The sequence below is a fragment of the Streptomyces sp. SID9727 genome (assembly GCF_010550605.1).
Lineage (GTDB): Bacteria > Actinomycetota > Actinomycetes > Streptomycetales > Streptomycetaceae > Streptomyces.
In genome coordinates this window covers 15,231-35,339 of sequence record NZ_JAAGNI010000525.1, presented here as the reverse complement: position 1 = coordinate 35,339, position 20,109 = coordinate 15,231, and the positions used below count along the sequence as shown (strand labels likewise).

Annotated in this window: 15 protein-coding genes; 12 read left to right on the top strand and 3 right to left on the bottom strand. The window is 72.6% G+C overall.

Annotated features, from left to right (window positions below):
• Positions 1-39: 39 nt before the first annotated feature.
• Positions 40-753, top strand: a complete 714-nt coding sequence (locus tag G3I41_RS35790) for a class III extradiol dioxygenase subunit B-like domain-containing protein (RefSeq protein WP_164404687.1) — start codon at positions 40-42, stop codon at positions 751-753.
• Positions 754-818: 65 nt separating this feature from the next.
• On the opposite strand, the gene G3I41_RS35785 is transcribed toward G3I41_RS35790, so the two are convergent.
• Complete coding sequence (locus tag G3I41_RS35785) at positions 819-1,058, bottom strand: antitoxin (protein ID WP_164404686.1); 240 nt, start codon at positions 1,056-1,058, stop codon at positions 819-821.
• 145 nt (positions 1,059-1,203) lie between these two features.
• On the opposite strand from G3I41_RS35785, the gene miaA reads away from it, so the two are divergent.
• The 6 genes from miaA (at position 1,204) to hflX (ending at position 9,176) form a co-directional block, all read left to right on the top strand.
• Positions 1,204-2,142 (top strand): tRNA (adenosine(37)-N6)-dimethylallyltransferase MiaA, encoded by a 939-nt coding sequence (gene miaA / locus G3I41_RS35780; RefSeq protein WP_164404685.1) that lies wholly within the window; start codon positions 1,204-1,206, stop codon positions 2,140-2,142.
• A gap of 104 nt (positions 2,143-2,246) precedes the next feature.
• The gene (locus G3I41_RS35775) at positions 2,247-2,699 is read left to right on the top strand and encodes a hypothetical protein (RefSeq protein ID WP_164404690.1); all 453 of its coding nucleotides are present in this window, start codon (positions 2,247-2,249) and stop codon (positions 2,697-2,699) included.
• A 94-nt stretch (positions 2,700-2,793) separates the two neighbouring features.
• Positions 2,794-3,666, top strand: coding sequence for a diaminopimelate epimerase (gene dapF, locus G3I41_RS35770; RefSeq protein ID WP_164404684.1), 873 nt, complete (start codon positions 2,794-2,796; stop codon positions 3,664-3,666).
• Positions 3,667-3,805: 139 nt separating this feature from the next.
• Complete coding sequence (locus G3I41_RS35765; protein ID WP_164404683.1) at positions 3,806-5,920, top strand: HD domain-containing protein; 2,115 nt, start codon at positions 3,806-3,808, stop codon at positions 5,918-5,920.
• Positions 5,921-6,058: 138 nt separating this feature from the next.
• The gene (locus tag G3I41_RS35760; RefSeq protein ID WP_164404682.1) at positions 6,059-7,513 is read left to right on the top strand and encodes a M1 family metallopeptidase; all 1,455 of its coding nucleotides are present in this window, start codon (positions 6,059-6,061) and stop codon (positions 7,511-7,513) included.
• 142 nt (positions 7,514-7,655) lie between these two features.
• Positions 7,656-9,176, top strand: coding sequence for a GTPase HflX (hflX, locus tag G3I41_RS35755; protein ID WP_164404681.1), 1,521 nt, complete (start codon positions 7,656-7,658; stop codon positions 9,174-9,176).
• Positions 9,177-9,399: 223 nt separating this feature from the next.
• On the opposite strand, the gene G3I41_RS35750 is transcribed toward hflX, so the two are convergent.
• Complete coding sequence (locus tag G3I41_RS35750) at positions 9,400-10,629, bottom strand: hypothetical protein (RefSeq protein ID WP_203602131.1); 1,230 nt, start codon at positions 10,627-10,629, stop codon at positions 9,400-9,402.
• Positions 10,630-10,956: 327 nt separating this feature from the next.
• Between G3I41_RS35750 and G3I41_RS35745 the strand changes: the two genes are divergently transcribed.
• From G3I41_RS35745 to G3I41_RS35725, 5 genes are all read left to right on the top strand, one after another.
• On the top strand, positions 10,957-12,336 hold the full coding sequence (locus G3I41_RS35745; protein WP_164404680.1) for a diaminobutyrate--2-oxoglutarate transaminase family protein: 1,380 nt from the start codon (positions 10,957-10,959) through the stop codon (positions 12,334-12,336).
• A gap of 28 nt (positions 12,337-12,364) precedes the next feature.
• The gene (locus G3I41_RS35740; RefSeq protein WP_164404679.1) at positions 12,365-14,287 is read left to right on the top strand and encodes an IucA/IucC family protein; all 1,923 of its coding nucleotides are present in this window, start codon (positions 12,365-12,367) and stop codon (positions 14,285-14,287) included.
• Between the two features lie 102 nt (positions 14,288-14,389).
• Positions 14,390-14,980 (top strand): GNAT family N-acetyltransferase, encoded by a 591-nt coding sequence (locus tag G3I41_RS35735; protein WP_164404678.1) that lies wholly within the window; start codon positions 14,390-14,392, stop codon positions 14,978-14,980.
• Positions 14,981-15,040: 60 nt separating this feature from the next.
• Positions 15,041-16,876 (top strand): IucA/IucC family siderophore biosynthesis protein, encoded by a 1,836-nt coding sequence (locus tag G3I41_RS35730; RefSeq protein ID WP_164404677.1) that lies wholly within the window; start codon positions 15,041-15,043, stop codon positions 16,874-16,876.
• A gap of 50 nt (positions 16,877-16,926) precedes the next feature.
• Positions 16,927-18,897 carry an ATP-dependent DNA helicase gene (locus G3I41_RS35725; RefSeq protein WP_164404676.1) on the top strand — a complete coding sequence of 657 codons (1,971 nt, stop codon included), beginning with the start codon at positions 16,927-16,929 and terminating at the stop codon, positions 18,895-18,897.
• A gap of 108 nt (positions 18,898-19,005) precedes the next feature.
• Here G3I41_RS35725 and lexA read toward each other — a convergent pair whose 3' ends face one another.
• Positions 19,006-19,800 carry a transcriptional repressor LexA gene (gene lexA, locus G3I41_RS35720; protein WP_026171816.1) on the bottom strand — a complete coding sequence of 265 codons (795 nt, stop codon included), beginning with the start codon at positions 19,798-19,800 and terminating at the stop codon, positions 19,006-19,008.
• Positions 19,801-20,109: the final 309 nt, after the last annotated feature.

Here is a 20,109-nt window from a genome sequence, read left to right as displayed (position 1 = left end):
CGGCCGGCCCGGGGGAGGGGGCGCAGTACGCTGCCGACCATGCTTGTCGCCGCCGCTGTCTGCCCCTGTCCGCCGCTGCTCGTGCCCGACGTGGCCGCCGGTGCCGCGCCCGAGCTGGACGACGCCAGAAGGGCGTGCACCGACGCCTTGGGCGTCCTCGCCGCCTCCCGGCCCGACCTGCTCGTGGTGATCGGCCCGGCCGCGCCCGCCGGGCGCGGCGCCCACCCCGAGGGGGCCGTCGGCGGCTTCCGGGAATTCGGCGTCGGTCTGGAGGTCCGGCTCGGCAGGGAACGGGAAGACCGCGACGACCGCCCCCTCCCGCCCTCGCTCGCGGTGGGCGCCTGGCTCCTCACCCGTGCGGGAGGGGCCGACGCGCCCGTGGAGGGCCTGGGCGTGGGCGAACAGCTGGAGACCGTGCGCTGCACGGAGACCGGGCGGGAGCTCGCCCGCCGGGCGGACCGGGTCGCCCTGCTCGTGATGGGCGACGGCAGCGCCTGCCGCACGCTGAAGGCCCCGGGCTATCTGGACGAGCGCGCGGCAGCGTTCGACGCGGAGGCCGCGCGGGCCCTGGGCGCCGCCGATCCCGAGGCACTGGCCGCGCTGGACGAGGCACTCGCGTCCGAGCTCAAGGCGGCCGGGCGCGCGCCCTGGCAGGTGCTGGCGGGGGCGGCCGAGGGAGCCGGTCTGGCCGGCCGGCTGCTGTACGAGGACGCGCCGTACGGAGTGGGCTACCTGGTCGCCACCTGGTCGTGAGGGTCGCGGGACGGCCGGTGGGCCCCCGAGCGCGTCGCTCCGGGGGCCCACCGGCCGTCCCGCTGTCAGGCGGCGGGCGGCGGCGTCGTGCCGCCGTCCTTGTTCGCCAGCTTGTCCACCGCGTCCTTGGCCTTCTGCCGGCCCGTCACGATCTTGTCGCTGTACTTGCCCTTGGTCTTCTCGTCCACCGTCCGGGCGGCCTTCTCAAGCCCTTGGTCGATCTTGTCCCCGTGCTGCTGCGCGAGGTCGCTGACCTTCTCCTTCGCCGGAGCCAGCTTCGCCTTCACACTGTCCATGAAGCCCATCGGGCACCTTCTCCGCTCGGAAACTGTGAGAAATAACCCATATGTACAACCACTGTACGGGGAAGACCGCACTGTCGCGTCACCTTCCCCGCCCGCGCTTCCCTCATTCGGGATGCGCGGCGCGGGTTTGAGGGAGACTGAGCCGGTGACAAGCTCAGCTCCCGCACCTCGGGTCATCACCGTCGTCGGCCCCACCGCAGCAGGAAAGTCCGACCTGGGGGTCTACCTCGCCCAGCAGCTCGGCGGCGAAGTGATCAACGCCGACTCCATGCAGCTCTACCGGGGGATGGACATCGGCACCGCCAAGCTGACGCTCGCCGAGCGCGCCGCCGTACCGCACCGCCTGCTGGACATCTGGGACGTCACCGAGACGGCCAGCGTCGCCGAGTACCAGCGCCTGGCCCGTGCCGAGATCGACCGGCTCCTCGCCGACGGCCGCACCCCGATCCTGGTGGGCGGCTCCGGCCTGTACGTGAAGGGCGCGATCGACGCCCTGGAGTTCCCCGGCACGGACCCCGAGGTCCGGGCCGCCCTGGAGGCGGAGCTCGACCGGCACGGCTCCGGAGCGCTGCACGCCCGGCTCGCCGCCGCCGACCCCGAGGCCGGCCGCGCGATCCTCCCGAGCAACGGCCGGCGCATCGTCCGGGCCCTGGAGGTCATCGAGATCACCGGCAAGCCGTTCACCGCCAACCTTCCCGGCGACGACGCGGTCTACGACGCCGTCCAGATCGGCGTCGACGTCGAGCGCCCCGAACTCGACGAGCGCATCGCCCTGCGCGTCGACCGCATGTGGGAAGCGGGACTCGTGGACGAGGTGCGCGCCCTGGAGGCGCAGGGGCTGCGCGAGGGGCGTACCGCCTCACGGGCCCTCGGCTACCAGCAGGTGCTGTCCGCGCTGGCCGGCGAGTGCACCGAGGACCAGGCGCGGGCCGACACCGTGCGCGCCACCAAACGCTTCGCGCGCCGTCAGGACTCCTGGTTCCGCCGCGACCCGCGCGTCCGATGGCTCAGCGGCGCCGTGGAGCACCGCGGGGAACTCCCCGGCCAGGCACTGGCGTTGGTCGAACGGGCGGTTACAGCCTGATCACGTGATGGCATCGGGACGCTCCGCCCGTCATTTCGGCGACCGCGGCCGTGCCATCATCGAGCATCGATCGACTGGAGTCCGAGTTGGGAGGGCGCGTGGCGATGGAGGCCGGCCCTCGCGACACGGAACAAGACGTACCGGAACACGGCGTACCGGGTGCCGGGCGTGAGGCGGACAGCCTCAGCCCGGACGGGCCCGACGAGCTCGACGTGACCCCCGAGGTCGAGGTCGAGCTGCGGCCCGCCCGCCGGCTGCGCATCTGGCAGCTCGCGCCCATCGTCACGCTGGCCGCGGTGGGTTCGCTGATGTTCGCCTTCCCGCTGGCCTTCGAGTTCGGCGACGGCGGCGCGGTCGTCGCCATGCTGGGCCTCCTGATCAGCTGCTGCGCCGCCGGGTGGTCCATGATGGCCGCCCGCCGCGTCGGGTACGCCTGGCCCGGACTGCCCTCCAGGGGCTCGTCGCAGCGCCCGGACTGGCGCGTGATCGCGCTCTACGCCGGGGTCTGCGCCGTGCTCGTCGCGCTCGCCGTCTGGCGCGTGGCCCGGCTGCGCTGACCGGCCGGGAGCCACGGGGCCGGGGAGCGCTCGTCGCGCCCGCCGTGCCGCGGACCGTTTCCCGGCCGTCGGCGCCGCCTCGTACAGTTGTCCCGTGACCACCTCGCAGATCGCCTTCCTCAAGGGCCACGGCACCGAGAACGACTTCGTGATCGTTCCCGACCCGGAGAACGCCCTCGACCTGCCCGCCTCCGCCGTCGCCCGGCTCTGCGACCGCCGCGCGGGCATCGGCGGCGACGGACTGCTGCACGTCGTGCGCTCCGGCGCGCACCCGGAGGCGAAGGCGATGGCCGACGAAGCCGAGTGGTTCATGGACTACCGCAACTCCGACGGCTCCGTCGCCGAGATGTGCGGCAACGGCGTGCGGGTCTTCGCCCGCTACCTCCAGCGCGCCGGCCTGGTCGAGGCGGGCGACCTCGCGGTCGCGACCCGGGGCGGCGTCAAGAAGGTCCACCTCGCCAAGAACGGCGACGTCACCGTCTCCATGGGGCGCGCCCTGCTCCCCGCCGACGGCGTCACCGTCACCGTCGGCGACCGGGCCTGGGACGCCCGCAACGTCAATATGGGCAACCCCCACGCGGTCGCCTTCGTGGACGACCTGGCCCACGCCGGCGACCTGCTCACCGAGCCGTCCTTCGCCCCGGCCGCCGTCTACCCCGAGGGCGTCAACATCGAGTTCGTCGTGGACCGGGGCCCCCGCCACGTCGCCATGCGGGTCCACGAGCGCGGCTCCGGCGAGACCCGCTCCTGCGGCACCGGCGCCTGCGCGGTGGCCGTCGCGGCCGCCCGCCGGGACCAGGCCGACCCCGCGAGGACCGGCGAGCCCGTCACGTACACCGTCGACCTCCCCGGCGGCAGCCTCGCCGTCACGGAGCACCCGGACGGCGGGATCGACATGACCGGACCGGCCGTCATCGTCGCCGAGGGCATGATCGACCCGGCCTGGCTCGAAACACCGAACGAGTAACGCTTCGCTCGAATGGGTGATCCGTTTCACGCTCGGCGAGAGCGGGACTCCGCCACGTGGTGGGCTCGGTAGCATCAAGCACCGGCCCGGAGGCGCGCCCCGCCTCCCCACCGCCGGTCGACGTCGCCGGAGGTGCCCCATGAGTGCAGAGGCCACCAGCCCAGGTGCTCCCATCCGCAGGCGGGGCCGTCCCCGGATCGACCTCCGCAGGCTGGGCAGAGCCGCGCTCTTCGGCCCGGCCTCCCGTGACCGGGCCCCCGACGCCATCGCGCATGTCGTCGAAGCGCACCGGGCCCACCATCCCGAAGCCGACCTCTCGGTCCTGCGACGCGCCTACGTGCTCGCCGAGAGCTCGCACCGGGGGCAGATGCGCAAGAGCGGCGAGCCCTACATCACCCATCCGCTCGCCGTCACCCTCATCCTCGCCGAGCTGGGCGCCGAGACGACCACGCTGACGGCCTCCCTGCTCCACGACACCGTCGAGGACACCGAGGTGACCCTCGATCAGGTGCGGGAGGAGTTCGGCGAGGAGGTCTGCTACCTCGTGGACGGCGTCACCAAACTCGAGAAGGTCGACTACGGGGCCGCCGCCGAACCGGAGACCTTCCGCAAGATGCTGGTCGCCACCGGGGACGACGTCCGCGTCATGTCGATCAAGCTCGCCGACCGGCTGCACAACATGCGCACCCTCGGCGTGATGCGGCCCGAGAAGCAGGCCAGGATCGCCAAGGTCACCCGCGACGTGCTGATCCCCCTCGCCGAACGGCTGGGCGTCCAGGCGCTCAAGACCGAGCTGGAGGACCTGGTCTTCGCCATCCTCCACCCGGAGGAGTACGCCCGCACCGACGCGCTGATCACCGAGGCGGCGGACGGCCCCGACCCGCTCGGCGCCATGGCGGGGAACGTGGCCTCGGTGCTCCGCGAGGCAGGCATCTCCGCGGAGGTCATGGTCAGGCCCCGCCACTTCGTCTCCGTCCACCGCGTCCGCATCAAACGCGGCGAACTGCGCGGCAGCGACTTCGGACGGGTCCTGGTGCTCGTCGGTGAGGACGCCGACTGCTACGCCGTCCTCGGCGAGCTGCACACCTGCTTCACCCCGGTGATCTCCGAGTTCAAGGACTTCATCGCCGCCCCCAAGTTCAACCTGTACCAGTCGCTGCACACCGCGGTGGTGGGCCCGGACGGCGAGGTGGCTGAGGTCCTCATCCGTACGCACCGCATGCACAAGGTCGCCGAGGCCGGCGTCGTCGCCCTGGGCAATCCGTACGCCCCCGACAGTGCCGCCCAGACCGTCGAACCGGCCGACGGCGAACGCGCCGACCCCACCCGCCCCGGCTGGCTCTCCCGCCTCCTCCAGTGGCAGCAGTCCGCGCCCGACCCCGACACCTTCTGGACGACCCTGCGCGCCGACCTCGCCCAGGACCGCGAGATCACCGTCTTCCGCACGGACGGCGGCATGCTCGGCCTGCCCGCCGGTGCCAGCTGCGTCGACGCGGCCTACGCCCAGCACGGCGACGCCGCCCACGCCTGTATCGGGGCCCGGGTGAACGGCCGGCTGGCCACGCTGAGCACCGTGCTGAAGGACGGCGACACCGTGCAGCCGCTGCTGGCCGAGGACGCCGCGTCCGGCCCCTCACCGGACTGGCTCGACCACGCGCGCACACCCGCCGCCCGCATCGCCATCACCGGCTGGCTCGACGCCCACCCGCAGGCGGCGGAGGCCGGGCAGCCCGGCCTGCCGGCCGATCCCGACCCGCAGCCCGTTCCGCCCTCGGTGCCCCGGACCGCCCGCGCCCGCACCGCCACCGCCGTGGCGGAGCGCCCGGACGCCGCGGTACGGCTCGCCGGGTGCTGTACGCCCGTGCCGCCCGACGAGGTCACCGGCTTCCCCGTACGGGGCGGCGCCTCCGTCACCGTGCACCGGCTGGAGTGCCCCGCCGTGGCCCGCATGGAGGCGGTCGGACGGACACCGGTCGCGGTGAGCTGGGGCGACGAGCAGGCGTGCCGGGTGACGCTGGTCGCCGAATCGTTCGGCCGCCCCCGACTGCTCGCGGACCTCACCGAGGCGATCGCCGGGGCCGACGCCGCGGTGATCTCCGCCACCGTGGAGCCCCCGAGCGAACAGCGCGTACGGCACACCTACACGCTGCGGCTCCCGGACGCGGCCGGTCTGCCCGCGCTGATGCGCGCGATGCGCGAGGTGCCCGGCGTGTACGACGTGAGCCGCGCCCAGCATCCGGCCGGGGCGCTCTGAGGCCGGGAAGGCGCTGAGGCCGGGAAAGCCCCGAGGTCCAGGGCGCTCTGAGGTCCGTGCGGTCGACCGGCGTTCTCATTCGGGTGGTGCGGCGCGCGCCGCGCCCGTCCGGCGGGGCGGCGCTGATAGCCGTAGTCCATGCCGTTCCTCTCCCGCCGTTCGCGGGCCGCCCTGCTGGCCGCCGCGTCGGCTTCCCTCGTCGCCGCCGCCCTGCCCGCCGACCCGGTGCCCCTCGGCATCGGTGACCCGCTCTTCCCGCACCTCGGCAACCCCGGGTACGACGTGCTCGCGTACGACATCGGTCTCGTCTACCAGGGCCGCAACGACAAGCCGCTGGACGCCGTCACCACCATCGACGCACGGACGACCGAGCCACTGGACCGCATCAACCTCGACTTCACCCGGGGCACCGTCCGCTCCGTCGCCGTCAACGGGCTCCGGGCCGGCTTCGACACCGCGGGCGAGGACCTGGTCGTACGGCCGGTGGGCCGCATCCCGGCCGGAGTACCCCTGCGCATCACCGTCCGTCACACCAGCGACCCCGCCGGCGAACGGGACAGCGGCGGCTGGGTGCGCACCGCCGACGGACTCGCCATGGCCAACCAGGCGGACGCCGGGCACCGGGTCTTCCCGAGCAACGACCACCCCGCCGACAAGGCGTACTTCACCTTCCGCGTCACCGCGCCGAATGATCTGACCGTCGTCGCCAACGGCCTGCCCACGGGCCGCAGCCGCAGCGGCGACAGCACCACCTGGACCTATCGCACCGAGCACCCCATGGCGACCGAACTGGCCCAGGTCAGCATCGGCGGCTCGACCGTCGTGCGGCGTACCGGACCGCACGGACTGCCCGTGCGCGACGTCGTGCCGACAGCGGACCGGGACCGCCTGGAACCCTGGCTGAAGAGGACCCCCGCCCAGCTGGAGTGGATGGAGCAGCAGGTGGGCCGCTACCCCTTCGAGAACTACGGAATCCTCGTCGCCGACACCGAGACCGGCTTCGAGCTGGAGACCCAGACCCTGTCCCTCTTCGAGAAGCGCCTGTTCACCGACACGCGCTTCCCCGAGTGGTACGTCGAGTCGGTCATGGTCCACGAACTGGCCCACCAGTGGTTCGGAGACAGCGTCTCCCCGCGCTCCTGGTCCGACCTGTGGCTGAACGAGGGGCACGCCACCTGGTACGAGGCCCGGTACACCGAGGACCACATGGACGCACCACTGGAGGCGCGCATGCGGAACGCCTACATCCGCTCGGACGCCTGGCGCGCCGCCGGAGGCCCGCCCGCCCGGCCGGAGGCACCGGAGCCCGGCGAGAAAATCAGCCTGTTCCGGCCCGTGGTCTACGACGGCAGCGCCCTCGTCCTGTACGCGCTGCGGCAGGAGATCGGCCGCGACGCCTTCGACCGGCTGGAACGGCTCTGGGTCCGCAAGCACCGCGACTCCAACGCGGCCACGGCCGACTTCGTCCGGCTCGCCTCGCGGGTCTCGGGGCGCGATCTGACCTCCTTCTTCGACGGCTGGCTGTACGGAACGAAGACACCGCCCATGCCGGGGCACCCGGACTGGCGGAGCACCGCGCCGGCCGCCTCGTAAACCCGGGTGACGCTCCGCGCCGGCCGTGCCACTATCGACGGGTCGCCGAGGCGGCCGGAGCGGAGGATCTCCCCCTCGGGAATCTTCCGCACAGGTCACGCGTTGTGACTGATGCAACCACTTCTATCGACGTAAGGATCCAATGACCTCCTCTTCTTCCCTTCCCCAGGACGCGCAGAACGCGCAGAGCGCCACGGAGAACGCGACCGAGAGCCTCACCGAGGGCCTGCGGGCCGACGCCCTGATGGAAGAGGACGTCGCCTGGAGCTTCGAGATCGACGGAGAGCGGGACGGCGACCAGCTGGACCGGTCCGAGCGCGCCGCGCTGCGACGGGTGGCCGGTCTCTCCACCGAGCTCGAGGACGTCACCGAGGTCGAGTACCGGCAGCTGCGCCTGGAGCGCGTGGTGCTCGTCGGTGTCTGGACCTCGGGCACCGTGCAGGACGCGGAGAACTCGCTCGCCGAGCTGGCGGCCCTCGCCGAGACGGCGGGCGCCCAGGTGCTCGACGCCGTCTTCCAGCGCCGTGACAAGCCCGACCCGGCCACGTACATCGGTTCCGGCAAGGCCCTCGCACTGCGTGACCTCGTCGTCGAGACCGGGGCCGACACCGTCGTCTGCGACGGTGAGCTGTCCCCCGGCCAGCTGATCCACCTCGAGGACGTCGTCAAGGTCAAGGTGGTCGACCGGACCGCCCTGATCCTCGACATCTTCGCCCAGCACGCCAAGTCCCGAGAGGGCAAGGCGCAGGTCTCCCTGGCGCAGATGCAGTACATGCTGCCCAGGCTCCGCGGCTGGGGCCAGTCGCTGTCCCGTCAGATGGGCGGTGGCGGTACCAGCGGCGGTGGCGGCATGGCGACCCGTGGTCCCGGTGAGACCAAGATCGAGACCGACCGGCGCCGGATCCGCGAGAAGATGGCGAAGATGCGCCGGGAGATCGCGGAGATGAAGACCGGCCGCGACCTCAAGCGCCAGGAACGCCGGCGCAACAAGGTGCCCTCGGTCGCCATCGCCGGCTACACCAACGCCGGCAAGTCCTCGCTGCTCAACCGCCTGACCGGGGCGGGTGTGCTGGTGGAGAACGCCCTGTTCGCCACCCTCGACCCGACCGTGCGCCGGGCCGAGACGCCGAGCGGCCGGGTCTACACCCTCGCCGACACCGTCGGGTTCGTACGGCATCTGCCGCACCACCTGGTCGAGGCGTTCCGCTCCACCATGGAGGAGGTCGGCGACTCCGACCTCATCCTGCACGTGGTGGACGGCGCGCACCCGGTGCCGGAGGAGCAGCTCGCCGCGGTGCGCGAGGTGATCCGCGAGGTCGGCGCGACGGACGTGCCCGAGATCGTGGTGATCAACAAGGCGGACGCGGCGGACCCGCTGGTCCTCCAGCGCCTCCTGCGCAACGAGAAGCACGCCATCGCGGTCTCCGCCCGCACCGGAGCCGGCATCGACGAGCTGCTCGCGCTGATCGACAGCGAGCTGCCCCGTCCGTCGGTCGCCGTCGAGGCACTCGTGCCGTACACCCAGGGCGGTCTCGTCTCCCGGGTGCACGCCGAGGGCGAAGTGGTCTCCGAGGAGCACACCTCGGAGGGCACGCTGATCAAGGCGCGCGTCAACGAGGAGCTGGCCGCGGAGCTCGCCGCGTTCATCCCCTCCGTGCACTGAGCCGCACCGCGTCGGTAACAACCGGAAGGCCCGTCCCCTCGCGAGGGGACGGGCCTTCCGTCGTGGTGCGGGCGTCGGCGCCCCAAGGGCTGTCCGGCCGGCCGGCCCGATGCGACCGGGCCGGTGGACGTGTGGGAGACCAGTGCGGGCTTCCCGTCGCCGCCCTCGCTCCGGACGCCCCTGGGCTTCCTTCGTGCACGCCGTGCGGGCGCGGCCCCGCCTGTTACTTGTCCGCGTACTTGTCGCTGACCGAGTCGTAGACGCCCTTGGCTTCCTTGCCGAGGCGCGGACCGGCCAGCCAGCCGGCCGTCACCGGGCCGATGGAGGTGTTCGAGACCAGCGCGGGCTTGCCGTCCTGGCCGGTCGCCACCCAGCCGCCGCCGGAGGAGCCGCCGGTCATCGAGCAGCCGATGCGGTACATCGTCGGGTCGTCCTGGGCGAGTGACAGGCGGCCCGGCTTGTCCTCGCACTGGAACATCTTCTGGCCGTCGTACGGCGCCGCGGCCGGGAAACCGGTGGCCGTCATGGCCGTGATCTCGGGCACCGCCGGGGCGTTGAACTCGACCGGCAGGGCCGAACCGACCGTTTCCTCCAGGGACTTGCCGCCCGCACTCTCCTCGGGAGTGACGTGCAGCACGGCGAAGTCGTACGGGGCCCCGAGGCCGCCGACCGAGGCGCCCTGATCGATCCACTGCTGGGAGGTCTGCGCCCAGGTGCCCCACCAGATCCCGTAGGGGGCGACCTTCTCCTTCGGCGGGTTGCTCCGCAGCTCGGCCGTCGACAGACCGCCGTTGTTGTACGAGGGAACGAAGGCGATGTTGCGGTACCAGCCGCCCTTCTTGCCCGCGTGGACGCAGTGTCCGGCGGTCCACACCATGTTGGACTTGCCGGGGTGCGCCGGGTCCTTCACCACGGTCGCCGAGCAGACCATCGAGCCCTCGGGGCCGTCGAAGAACAGCTTGCCCGACTCCGGCGCGCTGTCGTGGTACTGCGTCCGCACGCCCACGGCCCGGACCGGCACGGGCGTCGGGTCCGTCACGCCCTCGTCACCCGAGATGTCGTTGTCGACCGGCTTCTCCGGAGGCTTGTCGGCGTCCTGCATGCGGTCCGGGTCCCAGAGGCCCGCGATGACCGGGTTGATGTAGTCCTTGGCCTCACGCAGCCATTTGTCCTTGTCCCAGTTCTTCCAGTCGCCGTTCTTCCACTTGTCGATGTCGATCCCGTGTTCCTTGAGCCGGTCCTTCAGATCGTCCGGGACGGTGATCTTGTGGTCCGACGTCGCACCGGCCGTGCTGCTGGCCGGCTCGGACTTCGCGTCGTCCTCGGCCGGCCCGCAGGCGGTCGCCGTGAGCGCGAGGACGGCGGTGAACGCGGCGGTGACGAGCACGGGGGAGGAGGCGCGACGCGCACTCCTGCCGCCGCGTGCGGTGGTTCCTGGTCGAATGAGACGCATCTGCTGATCCCCCTGGGACTTCGTAACTCAACACTTCTGTACTGCACTTGTGTCCGGCACGCCGCGTGGTCCGCCGAACGGGCAGGAGGCAGCGCGGCCTTCGGGGCGTCCCCGAGTCCGGCGCGGCACCCACTATGCCGGTGCCGCTGTCGGCGGTGCGCGGCAGGGTTGCGCTCCGCAAGGATCTTCGGATTCAGCCGTGATCCTTTGCCCCCTCGGTCGTTGGTACGCGTGGGGGGCACGGAGACAGCGTTCACCCTCGCAGGCCGTCCTTGCGAAATCGTACTGACGTGCAACGCAACTGTTACAGCGGGAGGATCAAAAGCCGTGGCCGTGACCGAACCAGCGCCGGCGCCACCCCTGGCCGCCCACGAAGGCATCCTGCGCCGCCAGTCACTGCGTGAATCGGCCGCCCGCACCTACGCCAGATCGCTGCCGATCGTGCCGGTGCGCGCCCGGGGCCTGACCATCGAAGGCGCGGACGGGCGGCGCTATCTCGACTGCCTCTCCGGGGCGGGGACGCTGGCCCTCGGCCACAACCACCCGGTCGTCCTGGAGGCGATCAAGAAGGTCCTCGACTCGGGCGCCCCGCTGCACGTGCTGGACCTGGCCACCCCGGTCAAGGACGCGTTCGTCACGGAGCTGTTCAGTACCCTGCCGCGGCAGTTCGCCGACAACGCCCGGGTCCAGTTCTGCGGCCCGGCCGGTACGGACGCGGTCGAAGCGGCGTTCAAGCTGGTCCGCGCCGCCACCGGCCGCAGCGGCCTGCTGGCCTTCACCGGCGCCTACCACGGCATGACGGAGGGCGCCCTCGCGGCTTCCGGCGGCGCCGAGGACGTACGGGTGACCAGGCTGCCCTTCCCCCAGGACTACCGCTGCCCCTTCGGCATCGGCGGCGAGGCCGGTGCCCGGACCGCTGCCCACTGGACCGAGAACCTGCTGGACGACCCCAAGAGCGGGACGCCCGCCCCCGCCGGGATGATCCTCGAACCGGTCCAGGGCGAGGGCGGGGTCAACCCCGCACCCGACGGCTGGATGCGCCGGATGCGCGAGGTCACCGAGACCAGGTCCATCCCGCTGATCGCCGACGAGGTCCAGACCGGCGTCGGCCGGACCGGTGCCTTCTGGGCCGTCCAGCACAGCGGAATCGTGCCCGACGTCATGGTGCTGTCCAAGGCCATCGGCGGTTCCCTCCCGCTCGCCGTGATCGTCTACCGCTCGGAGCTCGACACCTGGCAGCCCGGCGCCCACGCCGGCACCTTCCGCGGCAACCAGCTCGCCATGGCGGCCGGCACCGCCACCCTCGCGTACGTCCGCGAGAACGGCCTCGCCGCGCGGGCCGGGGACCTCGGCGGCCGCATGCTGGCGAGCCTCAGGTCGCTCGCCGCCGACCACCCGTGCGTCGGCGACGTCCGGGGCAGGGGTCTGATGATCGGCGTCGAGATCGTGGACCCCGAAGCGCGACCGCAGGGCACCGGCACCGAACCCCCGCCGGACCCGGTCCTCGCCGCCGCCGTCCAGCAGGAGTGCCTGAGCCGTGGGCTCATCGTCGAACTCGGTGGCCGGTACTCCACCGTCGTACGCCTGCTGCCGCCCCTCACGCTCACCGACGAACAGGCGACAGCGGTGGTCGACCGCCTCGCCGACGCCCTGGCAGCGGCGGAGCGCTCACCGCACCGCCGCCTGCCGACCGGATCGCTCCGCTGACCACGGACACCAGCACAGGAAGACCGCCGTGAACCCCACCCCCACGCCCGAGGCCGACGGCCCTCCCCCCAGCCACCTGCCCGAGTCGGAAGCCCTCGGCGGGCTCGCCGTCGAGGCGACGACCGTGCCGCGCCAGAAGGAGACCCCGCACGACCTGTGGCACGCGTCGCGGCCCGCTTCCCCGCCGCAGTCCTCCGCACACCCGGAAGCCCCGACGCCAGCCGCCCCGGCCGCAGACCCCCTCGACCATCCCGATCCGCTCCGCGCCGCCGACGCGGCCGGCGTCGAGAACCTGCTGCGCTGCTGGGTCCGCGAGAACGACCTGCCCCGCCCGGCCGGGCCGGTCCTGCGCGTCCCGCTCCCCGCGAGCGGCACCGCCCTGCTCGTCCCCGTCCGCCACTGGTCCGCCACCGGCTGGCACCGCTTCGGACCCCCCGCCCTGGAACGGGCACCCGCCGCCGCGCCCACCGCCGACGCGGTGACCGTGGCCGCCCTGCTGGGCCGGGAGGCCGGTCACCACGACGGCGCCGACATGGCCGGCCGGGTCGCCGACTCGGTACGGCGTACCGCCTCGTTCATCGAGGAGCGGCGCCGCCGGCCCGCCGCCCCCGAGGAGGCGGACCTCTTCCTCACCGCGGAGCAGTCACTCCTGCTCGGCCACCCCCTGCATCCCTCGCCCAAGAGCAGGGAAGGGCTCACCGACGCCGAAGCGCGCGTCTACTCACCCGAGCTGTACGGCTCCTTCCCGCTCCACTGGGTGGCCGCCGACCGCTCCGTGCTGGCCACCGACTCCGCGTGGACCGACCAGGGCCGCCCCGTGCCCGCCGCCGACCTCGTCGCCCGGCACGCCCCGGGCCTCGTCTTCCCCGAGCACACCGTGCCCCTTCCGCTCCACCCCTGGCAGGCCCGCGAGCTGCGGAGCAGACCCGAAGCCGCCGCTCTGTTCGACGCCGGCCTCCTGCACGACCTCGGTCCCCACGGCGCCCCGTGGCACCCCACCTCCTCGGTGCGCACCGTGCACCGGCCGGGGACCGACCTGATGCTGAAGCTCTCCCTCGGCGTCCGGATCACCAACTCCCGCCGGGAGAACCTCCGCAAGGAGCTCCACCGGGGCGTCGAGGTCCACCGGCTGCTGCGCACCGGACTCGCCCGCGAGTGGCACGCGGCGCACCCCGGCTTCGACATCGTGCGCGACCCCGCGTGGCTCGCCGTCGACACCCCGGACGGCGCGCCCGTGCACGGACTCGACGTCATGCTGCGCCACAACCCCTTCGGCCGGTACGACGACGCCGTGTGCATCGCCGGGCTCACCGCTCCACGCCCCTGGCCGGGCCGGACGGGACTGCGCTCGCGCCTCGCCGACGTGGTCCACCGCCTCGCCGCGGCCACCGGACGGACGACGACCGCGGTGGCCGCCGAGTGGTTCCTGCGCTACCTGGAGCGGGTCGTCCACCCGGTGCTCTGGCTCGACGCCCATGCCGGGGTCGCGCTCGAAGCCCACCAGCAGAACACCCTCGTCCTGCTGGACCCGGAGGGCTGGCCCATCGGCGGCCGTTACCGTGACAATCAGGGCTACTACTTCCGGGAATCGCACCGCACCGCGCTCGACCACAGGCTCCCCGGCATCGGATCGGTCAGCGACACCTTCGTCTCCGACGCCGTCACCGACGAACGCTTCGCCTACTACCTCGGCATCAACAACGTGTTCGGACTGATCGGGGCGTTCGGGTCCCAGCGGCTCGCCGACGAGCAGATGCTCATCGATGCCTTCCGACGCTTCCTGAAATCGGTGGGCGAACTGGGCTCCCCGTTCCCCGCCCACCTGCTCGGAAACTCACGTCTGCGCTGCAAGGCCAACATGCTGACCCGCCTGCACGGACTCGACGAACTCGTCGGGCCCGTCGACACCCAGTCCGTCTACGTCACCATCAGCAACCCCCTGCACGGCTGAGAGCCGGGCGGGCCACGGGCCGGGGGCCGAGAGCCGATCACCGAGAGCCGGTCGCTCAGAGCCGAGAGCCGGTCGTTGAGAGCCGAGAGAGGAGCGTCACCCGTGTCTCCCCCCGCCGCGCCCGCCGGGCCCGCCCTCCAGGGGGACTGGGCTCCCGTGGCCACACCGGCCGGGGAGTTCCAGCTCGTCCCCGTCCGCCCGGAGCACGATCTGCCGACCCTCACGCGCTGGATGAACGACCCCGTCGTTGCCGCCTTCTGGGAGCTGGCCGGCGACGAGAGCGTCACCGCCCGGCACCTCGCCCCCCAGCTCTCCGGCGGCAGCCACAGCACCCCGTGCATCGGGGTGCTGTCCGGCACGCCCATGAGCTACTGGGAGCTGTACCGCGCCGATCTCGACCCGCTCGCCCGCCACTACCCGGCCCGGCCGCACGACATGGGCGTCCACCTCCTCATCGGTGAGGCCCGTCACCGGGGGCGCGGCACCGGCACGGCGCTGCTTCGCGCCGTGGCCGGCCTCGTGCTCGACCACGTCCCCCTCTGCACACGGGTCGTGGCCGAGCCCGACCTCCGTAACGCCCCGTCCGTCTCGGCGTTCCTGAGCGCCGGCTTCCGTCTCGCCGCCGAGGTCGAACTGCCGGAGAAGCGCGCCGCGCTGATGGTCCGCGACCGAACCCACCGCCCCCTGCCATGAACGCATCCCCGACCCGTCCGCACCGCTCGAACCCCATCGGTTCCCACCCGAGGAGTCCCCGTGCCGAAATACCCTGCGCACCACGACGCAACGGAGCCGCCCGCACTGCTCGACACCCCGGAGCTCAACCGGATGGCCTGGGACCGGGCCGCCTCCCGGATGCTCGCGAAGATGCTCGGTGAATTCGCCTACGAGGAAGTCATCGAGCCGGCTCCGCGAACCGCCGGCGGCAGCACGTACACCCTCCCGCTGGACGACGGCGGCAGCCTCTCCTTCACCGCCCGGCGCGGTGTGTACGGGAGCTGGCGCGTGGACCCCGGATCGATCGGAGAGGAGGGCCCCGACCCCGCCGCGGGCAGCGTCCCGTTCCGCGATCCGCTGCTCTTCGTCACCCGGGCCCGCCGCCTCCTCGGTCTCGACGGCGCCACGCTCGGCCACCTCCTCCGCGAGCTGACCGCCACGCTCGCCGCGGACGCCCGCCTCGACCACACCGCGCTCACCGCCGCCGAGCTGGCCGGTCTCGGCTACGCGGAGCTGGAGGGCCACCAGACCGGCCACCCCTGGATCGTCGCCAACAAGGGCCGACTCGGCTTCTCCGCCACCGACGCCGCCCGCTACAGCCCCGAGGCCCGCGAGCCCGTGCGGCTGCCCTGGCTCGCCGTCTCCCACCGCATCGCCGCGTACCGGGGCGTGCCCGCCCTCTCCACCCCGGACAAGCTCTACACCCAGGAGCTCGACGCGGCCGTCCGCGCGTCCTTCGCCCACCACCTGCGCGCACGCGGGCTGGACCCGGACGGCTACCACTTCCTGCCGGTCCACCCCTGGCAGTGGGACGAGTGGATCGTGCCCCTGTTCGCACCCGCCATCGCCGCCGGGGACATCGTGCCGCTGCCCGCCGACCCGGACGTACGGCTGCCGCAGCAGTCCATCCGTACCTTCGCCAACCTCGCACGGCCGGACCGGCACACGGTCAAGCTGCCGCTGTCGATCCTCAACACCCTGGTGTGGCGCGGACTGCCCACCGAGCGCACCATCGCCGCGCCGGCCGTCACGGGCTGGGTCCAGGGGCTGCGCGACAACGACCCGTTCCTGCGCGACACCTGCGGCGTGATCCTGCTCGGCGAGGTCGCCTCGGTCACCGTCGAGCACCCGCTGTACGACCACCTTCCCGAGGCGCCGTACCAGTTCAAGGAGATCCTCGGGGCGATCTGGCGCGAGCCGCTGCCGCCCCGCCTGGCGCCGGGGGAGCGGGCCCGTACCCTCGCGTCCCTGCTTCACACCGACCCCGAGGGGCGCGCCTTCACCGCCGAACTGGTCGCCCGCTCCGGACTGGCACCCGCCGTCTGGCTGGCCCGGCTCTTCGCCGCACTGCTGCCGCCGCTGCTGCACTTCCTCTACCGCTACGGCACCGTCTTCTCCCCGCACGGCGAGAACGCGATCGTGGTCTTCGACGGGCAGGACGTGCCCGTGCGCCTCGCGATCAAGGACTTCGTGGACGACGTCAACGTGAGCGCGCAGCCGCTGCCCGAGCACGACACCATGCCGGCGGACGTGCGCCGCGTCCTGCTCACCGAGGAGCCGGCCTTCCTCACCCAGTTCATCCACTCCGGGCTCTTCACCGGGGTCTTCAGGTTCCTCTCCCCGCTCTGCGAGGAACAGCTCGGCGTCCCCGAGGGCGAATTCTGGTCACTCGTCCGGGCGGAGATCCTGCGCCACCACGCCCGCTTCCCGGAGCTGAAGGAGCGCTTCGAGATGTTCGACATGCTCACCCCGCGCATCGACCGCCTCTGCCTGAACCGGAACCGGCTGCATCAGGACGGCTACCGCGACCGGCCCGTACGCCCGCACGCGGCGGTCCACGGCAGTGTGGCCAACCCGCTCCACCCCTCCGAGTGAGGCCGGGAGTGCCCGTCGATGTCCGTGGCGCCCCGTAGGCTGGCCGGGCTATGACGAAGCCATCCCTCCCCGAGCTCCTGCACGCCGCCGTGACCGCCGTCGGCGGTACGGAGAGGCCCGGCCAGGCCGCGATGGCCGCTGCCGTCGCCGAGGCCGTAGACGACCAATCCCACCTGCTCGTCCAGGCCGGCACGGGGACGGGCAAGTCGCTCGGCTACCTGGTGCCGGCCCTGGCGCACGGCGAGCGCGTCGTCGTGGCCACGGCGACGCTGGCTCTCCAGCGCCAGCTCGTGGAGCGCGATCTGCCGCGTACGGTCGACGCGCTGCACCCGCTGCTGCGCCGCCGCCCCCAGTTCGCCATGCTCAAGGGCCGGTCGAACTACCTCTGCCTGCACCGGCTCCACGAGGGCGTGCCGCAGGACGAGGAGGAGGGGCTGTTCGACCAGTTCGAGGCGGCGGCCCCGTCCAGCAAGCTCGGCCAGGACCTGCTGCGCATGCGCGACTGGGCCGACGAGACGGAGACGGGCGACCGGGACGACCTCACCCCCGGCGTCTCGGACCGGGCCTGGGCGCAGATGTCGGTCTCCTCGCGGGAGTGCCTGGGCGCGAGCAAGTGCGCGTACGGGGCGGAGTGCTTCGCCGAGCAGGCCAGGGAGCGGGCGAAGCTCGCCGACGTGGTCGTCACCAACCACGCGCTCCTGGCGATCGACGCCATCGAGGGTGCCCCGGTGCTCCCGCAGCACGAGGTGCTGATCGTGGACGAGGCCCACGAGCTGGTCTCCCGGGTCACCGGTGTGGCCACCGGCGAGCTCACCCCCGGCCAGGTCAACCGGGCGGTGCGCCGCGCCGCGAAGCTGGTCAACGAGAAGGCGGCCGACGCGCTGCAGACCGCCTCCGAAGGCTTCGAGCGGGTCATGGAGCTGGCGCTGCCCGGCCGCCTGGAAGAGGTGCCGGAGGACCTGGGGTACGCGCTGATGGCCCTGCGGGACGCCGCGCGCACGGTGATCTCCGCGATCGGTGCCACGCGGGACAAGTCGGTCCAGGACGAGGACGCGGTCCGCAAGCAGGCGCTGGCCTCGGTGGAGTCCGTCCATGCCGTCGCCGAGCGCATCACGCAGGGCTCCGAGTACGACGTCGTCTGGTACGAGCGCCACGACCGGTTCGGCGCCTCGGTGCGTGTCGCCCCGCTCTCCGTCTCCGGGCTGCTGCGCGAGAAGCTGTTCGCCGAGCGCTCCGTCGTGCTCACCTCCGCCACGCTCAAGCTGGGCGGCGATTTCAACGGTGTGGGCGCCTCCCTGGGGCTCGCCCCGGAGGGCACGGCGGGCGAGGACGTCCCGCAGTGGAAGGGTCTGGACGTCGGCTCGCCGTTCGACTACCCGAAGCAGGGCATCCTGTACGTCGCGCGTCATCTGGCGACCCCCGGGCGCGAGGGGTCCCGCACGGACATGCTGGACGAACTGTCCGAGCTCATCGAGGCGGCCGGCGGGCGCACGCTGGGGCTGTTCTCCTCCATGCGGGCGGCCAAGGCGGCGGCCGAGGAGCTGCGCGACCGGCTGGACAAGCCGATCCTGCTCCAGGGCGAGGAGACCCTGGGCGAGCTGATCAAGAATTTCGCCGCCGATCCGGAGACCTGCCTCTTCGGCACGCTGTCACTGTGGCAGGGCGTCGACGTGCCGGGAGCCAGCTGTCAGCTGGTGGTCATGGACCGGATCCCGTTCCCCCGCCCCGACGATCCGCTGATGAGCGCGCGGCAGAAGGCCGTCGAGGAGGCCGGGGGCAACGGCTTCATGGCGGTGGCGGCCACGCACGCCGCGCTGCTGATGGCCCAGGGCGCCGGCCGTCTCGTGCGGGCCACGGGGGACAAGGGGGTCGTCGCGGTGCTCGACCCGCGCCTGGCCAACGCACGCTACGGCAGCTATCTGCGGGCCTCGCTCCCCGACTTCTGGTACACCACCGACCGCAACCAGGCCCGCCGCTCGCTCGCCGCGATCGACGCGGCGGCCAAGGCGGACGGGCGGTAGCCCCTCGGGGGCGTACACCCCCGCGAAGACGGACACGAGAAGGGGCCCCGGAACCGACGTGAAAGCCGGAACGGGGCCCCTTCTCCCAGAGAGCGTGAGGTGCGGGTCTCAGACCCTGCGCAGCACCGCGACGACCTTGCCGAGGATCGTCGCCTCGTCGCCGGGGATCGGCTGGTACGCGGCGTTGTGCGGGAGCAGCCAGACGTGGCCGTCCTCGCGCTTGAAGCGCTTCACCGTGGCCTCACCGTCCAGCATGGCGGCCACGATGTCGCCGTTCTCCGCGACGGGCTGGCGGCGCACGGTGACCCAGTCACCGTCACAGATCGCCGCCTCGATCATCGAGTCACCCACGACCTTGAGCACGAAGAGCTCGCCGTCACCCACCAGCTGGCGGGGGAGCGGGAAGACGTCCTCGACGGACTCCTCGGCGAGGATCGGCCCGCCGGCTGCGATCCGGCCCACCAGCGGCACGTACGAGGCGGCGGGCTTGCCCGTGGTGTCCGTCGGCTGCGTGCTCGGCTGGTCGGAGCCGCGTACCTCGTAGGCCCGGGGGCGGTGGGGGTCGCGGCGCAGGAAGCCCTTGCGCTCCAGCGCCATCAGTTGATGGGCGACGGAGGAGGTGCTGGAGAGGCCCACCGCCTGACCGATCTCCCGCATCGACGGCGGATAGCCGCGTCGCTGCACGGAATCCCGGATGACCTCGATCACCCGCCGCTGCCGGTCCGTGAGCCCCGAGCTGTCCGCCCGGATTCCGGGAGGTCGTCCGGGGAGCGAGCGCGCTGGGCGCCCCGGCTCCGGCCCCTCCGTGTTCGTGACTGAGTCATTCATGGCATGCACCGGCTCGAGTCGGCTCTGGGAGCGGTCCTGGGCAGTGATGATGGCACTGTCTGCGGTGGTGGTCACGTCGGCGGCCCCTCTCGAATGGTCTCCCTGGCTGCACAACGGTAGTAGCTTTCGAAAGGTTGCGCCAAACACACGTTCGAGTGAAAAACGAATAAAAGACTGTCGGGGTTCCACTGCCAGGTGTATGAGGCCGCCTACGGTGCGCGACGGCCGGGTGCCGCCGGAAGTGCCGCCGTGCGCCGCGGCGGTGACCGAGCCGCTCCAGGACCGTAGCGCGGCATCCTGTGCGAGGTCGTCGCGGGGTGGCCGCCCGGTCGTCCGTCGTCCGGGTGCTTCCCGTACCCTCTTGGTCGGCCTTACGCTGCCTTC

Bases quoted from the DNA above. Each gene is read 5' to 3' on its own strand.
- G3I41_RS35790 (WP_164404687.1), top strand. From the start codon at position 40: ATGCTTGTCGCCGCCGCTGTCTGCCCCTGTCCGCCGCTGCTCGTGCCC.
- G3I41_RS35785 (WP_164404686.1), bottom strand. From the start codon at position 1,058: ATGGGCTTCATGGACAGTGTGAAGGCGAAGCTGGCTCCGGCGAAGGAG.
- G3I41_RS35775 (WP_164404690.1), top strand. From the start codon at position 2,247: ATGGAGGCCGGCCCTCGCGACACGGAACAAGACGTACCGGAACACGGC.
- G3I41_RS35765 (WP_164404683.1), top strand. From the start codon at position 3,806: ATGAGTGCAGAGGCCACCAGCCCAGGTGCTCCCATCCGCAGGCGGGGC.
- G3I41_RS35760 (WP_164404682.1), top strand. From the start codon at position 6,059: ATGCCGTTCCTCTCCCGCCGTTCGCGGGCCGCCCTGCTGGCCGCCGCG.
- hflX (WP_164404681.1), top strand. From the start codon at position 7,656: ATGACCTCCTCTTCTTCCCTTCCCCAGGACGCGCAGAACGCGCAGAGC.
- G3I41_RS35750 (WP_203602131.1), bottom strand. From the start codon at position 10,629: ATGCGTCTCATTCGACCAGGAACCACCGCACGCGGCGGCAGGAGTGCG.
- G3I41_RS35725 (WP_164404676.1), top strand. From the start codon at position 16,927: ATGACGAAGCCATCCCTCCCCGAGCTCCTGCACGCCGCCGTGACCGCC.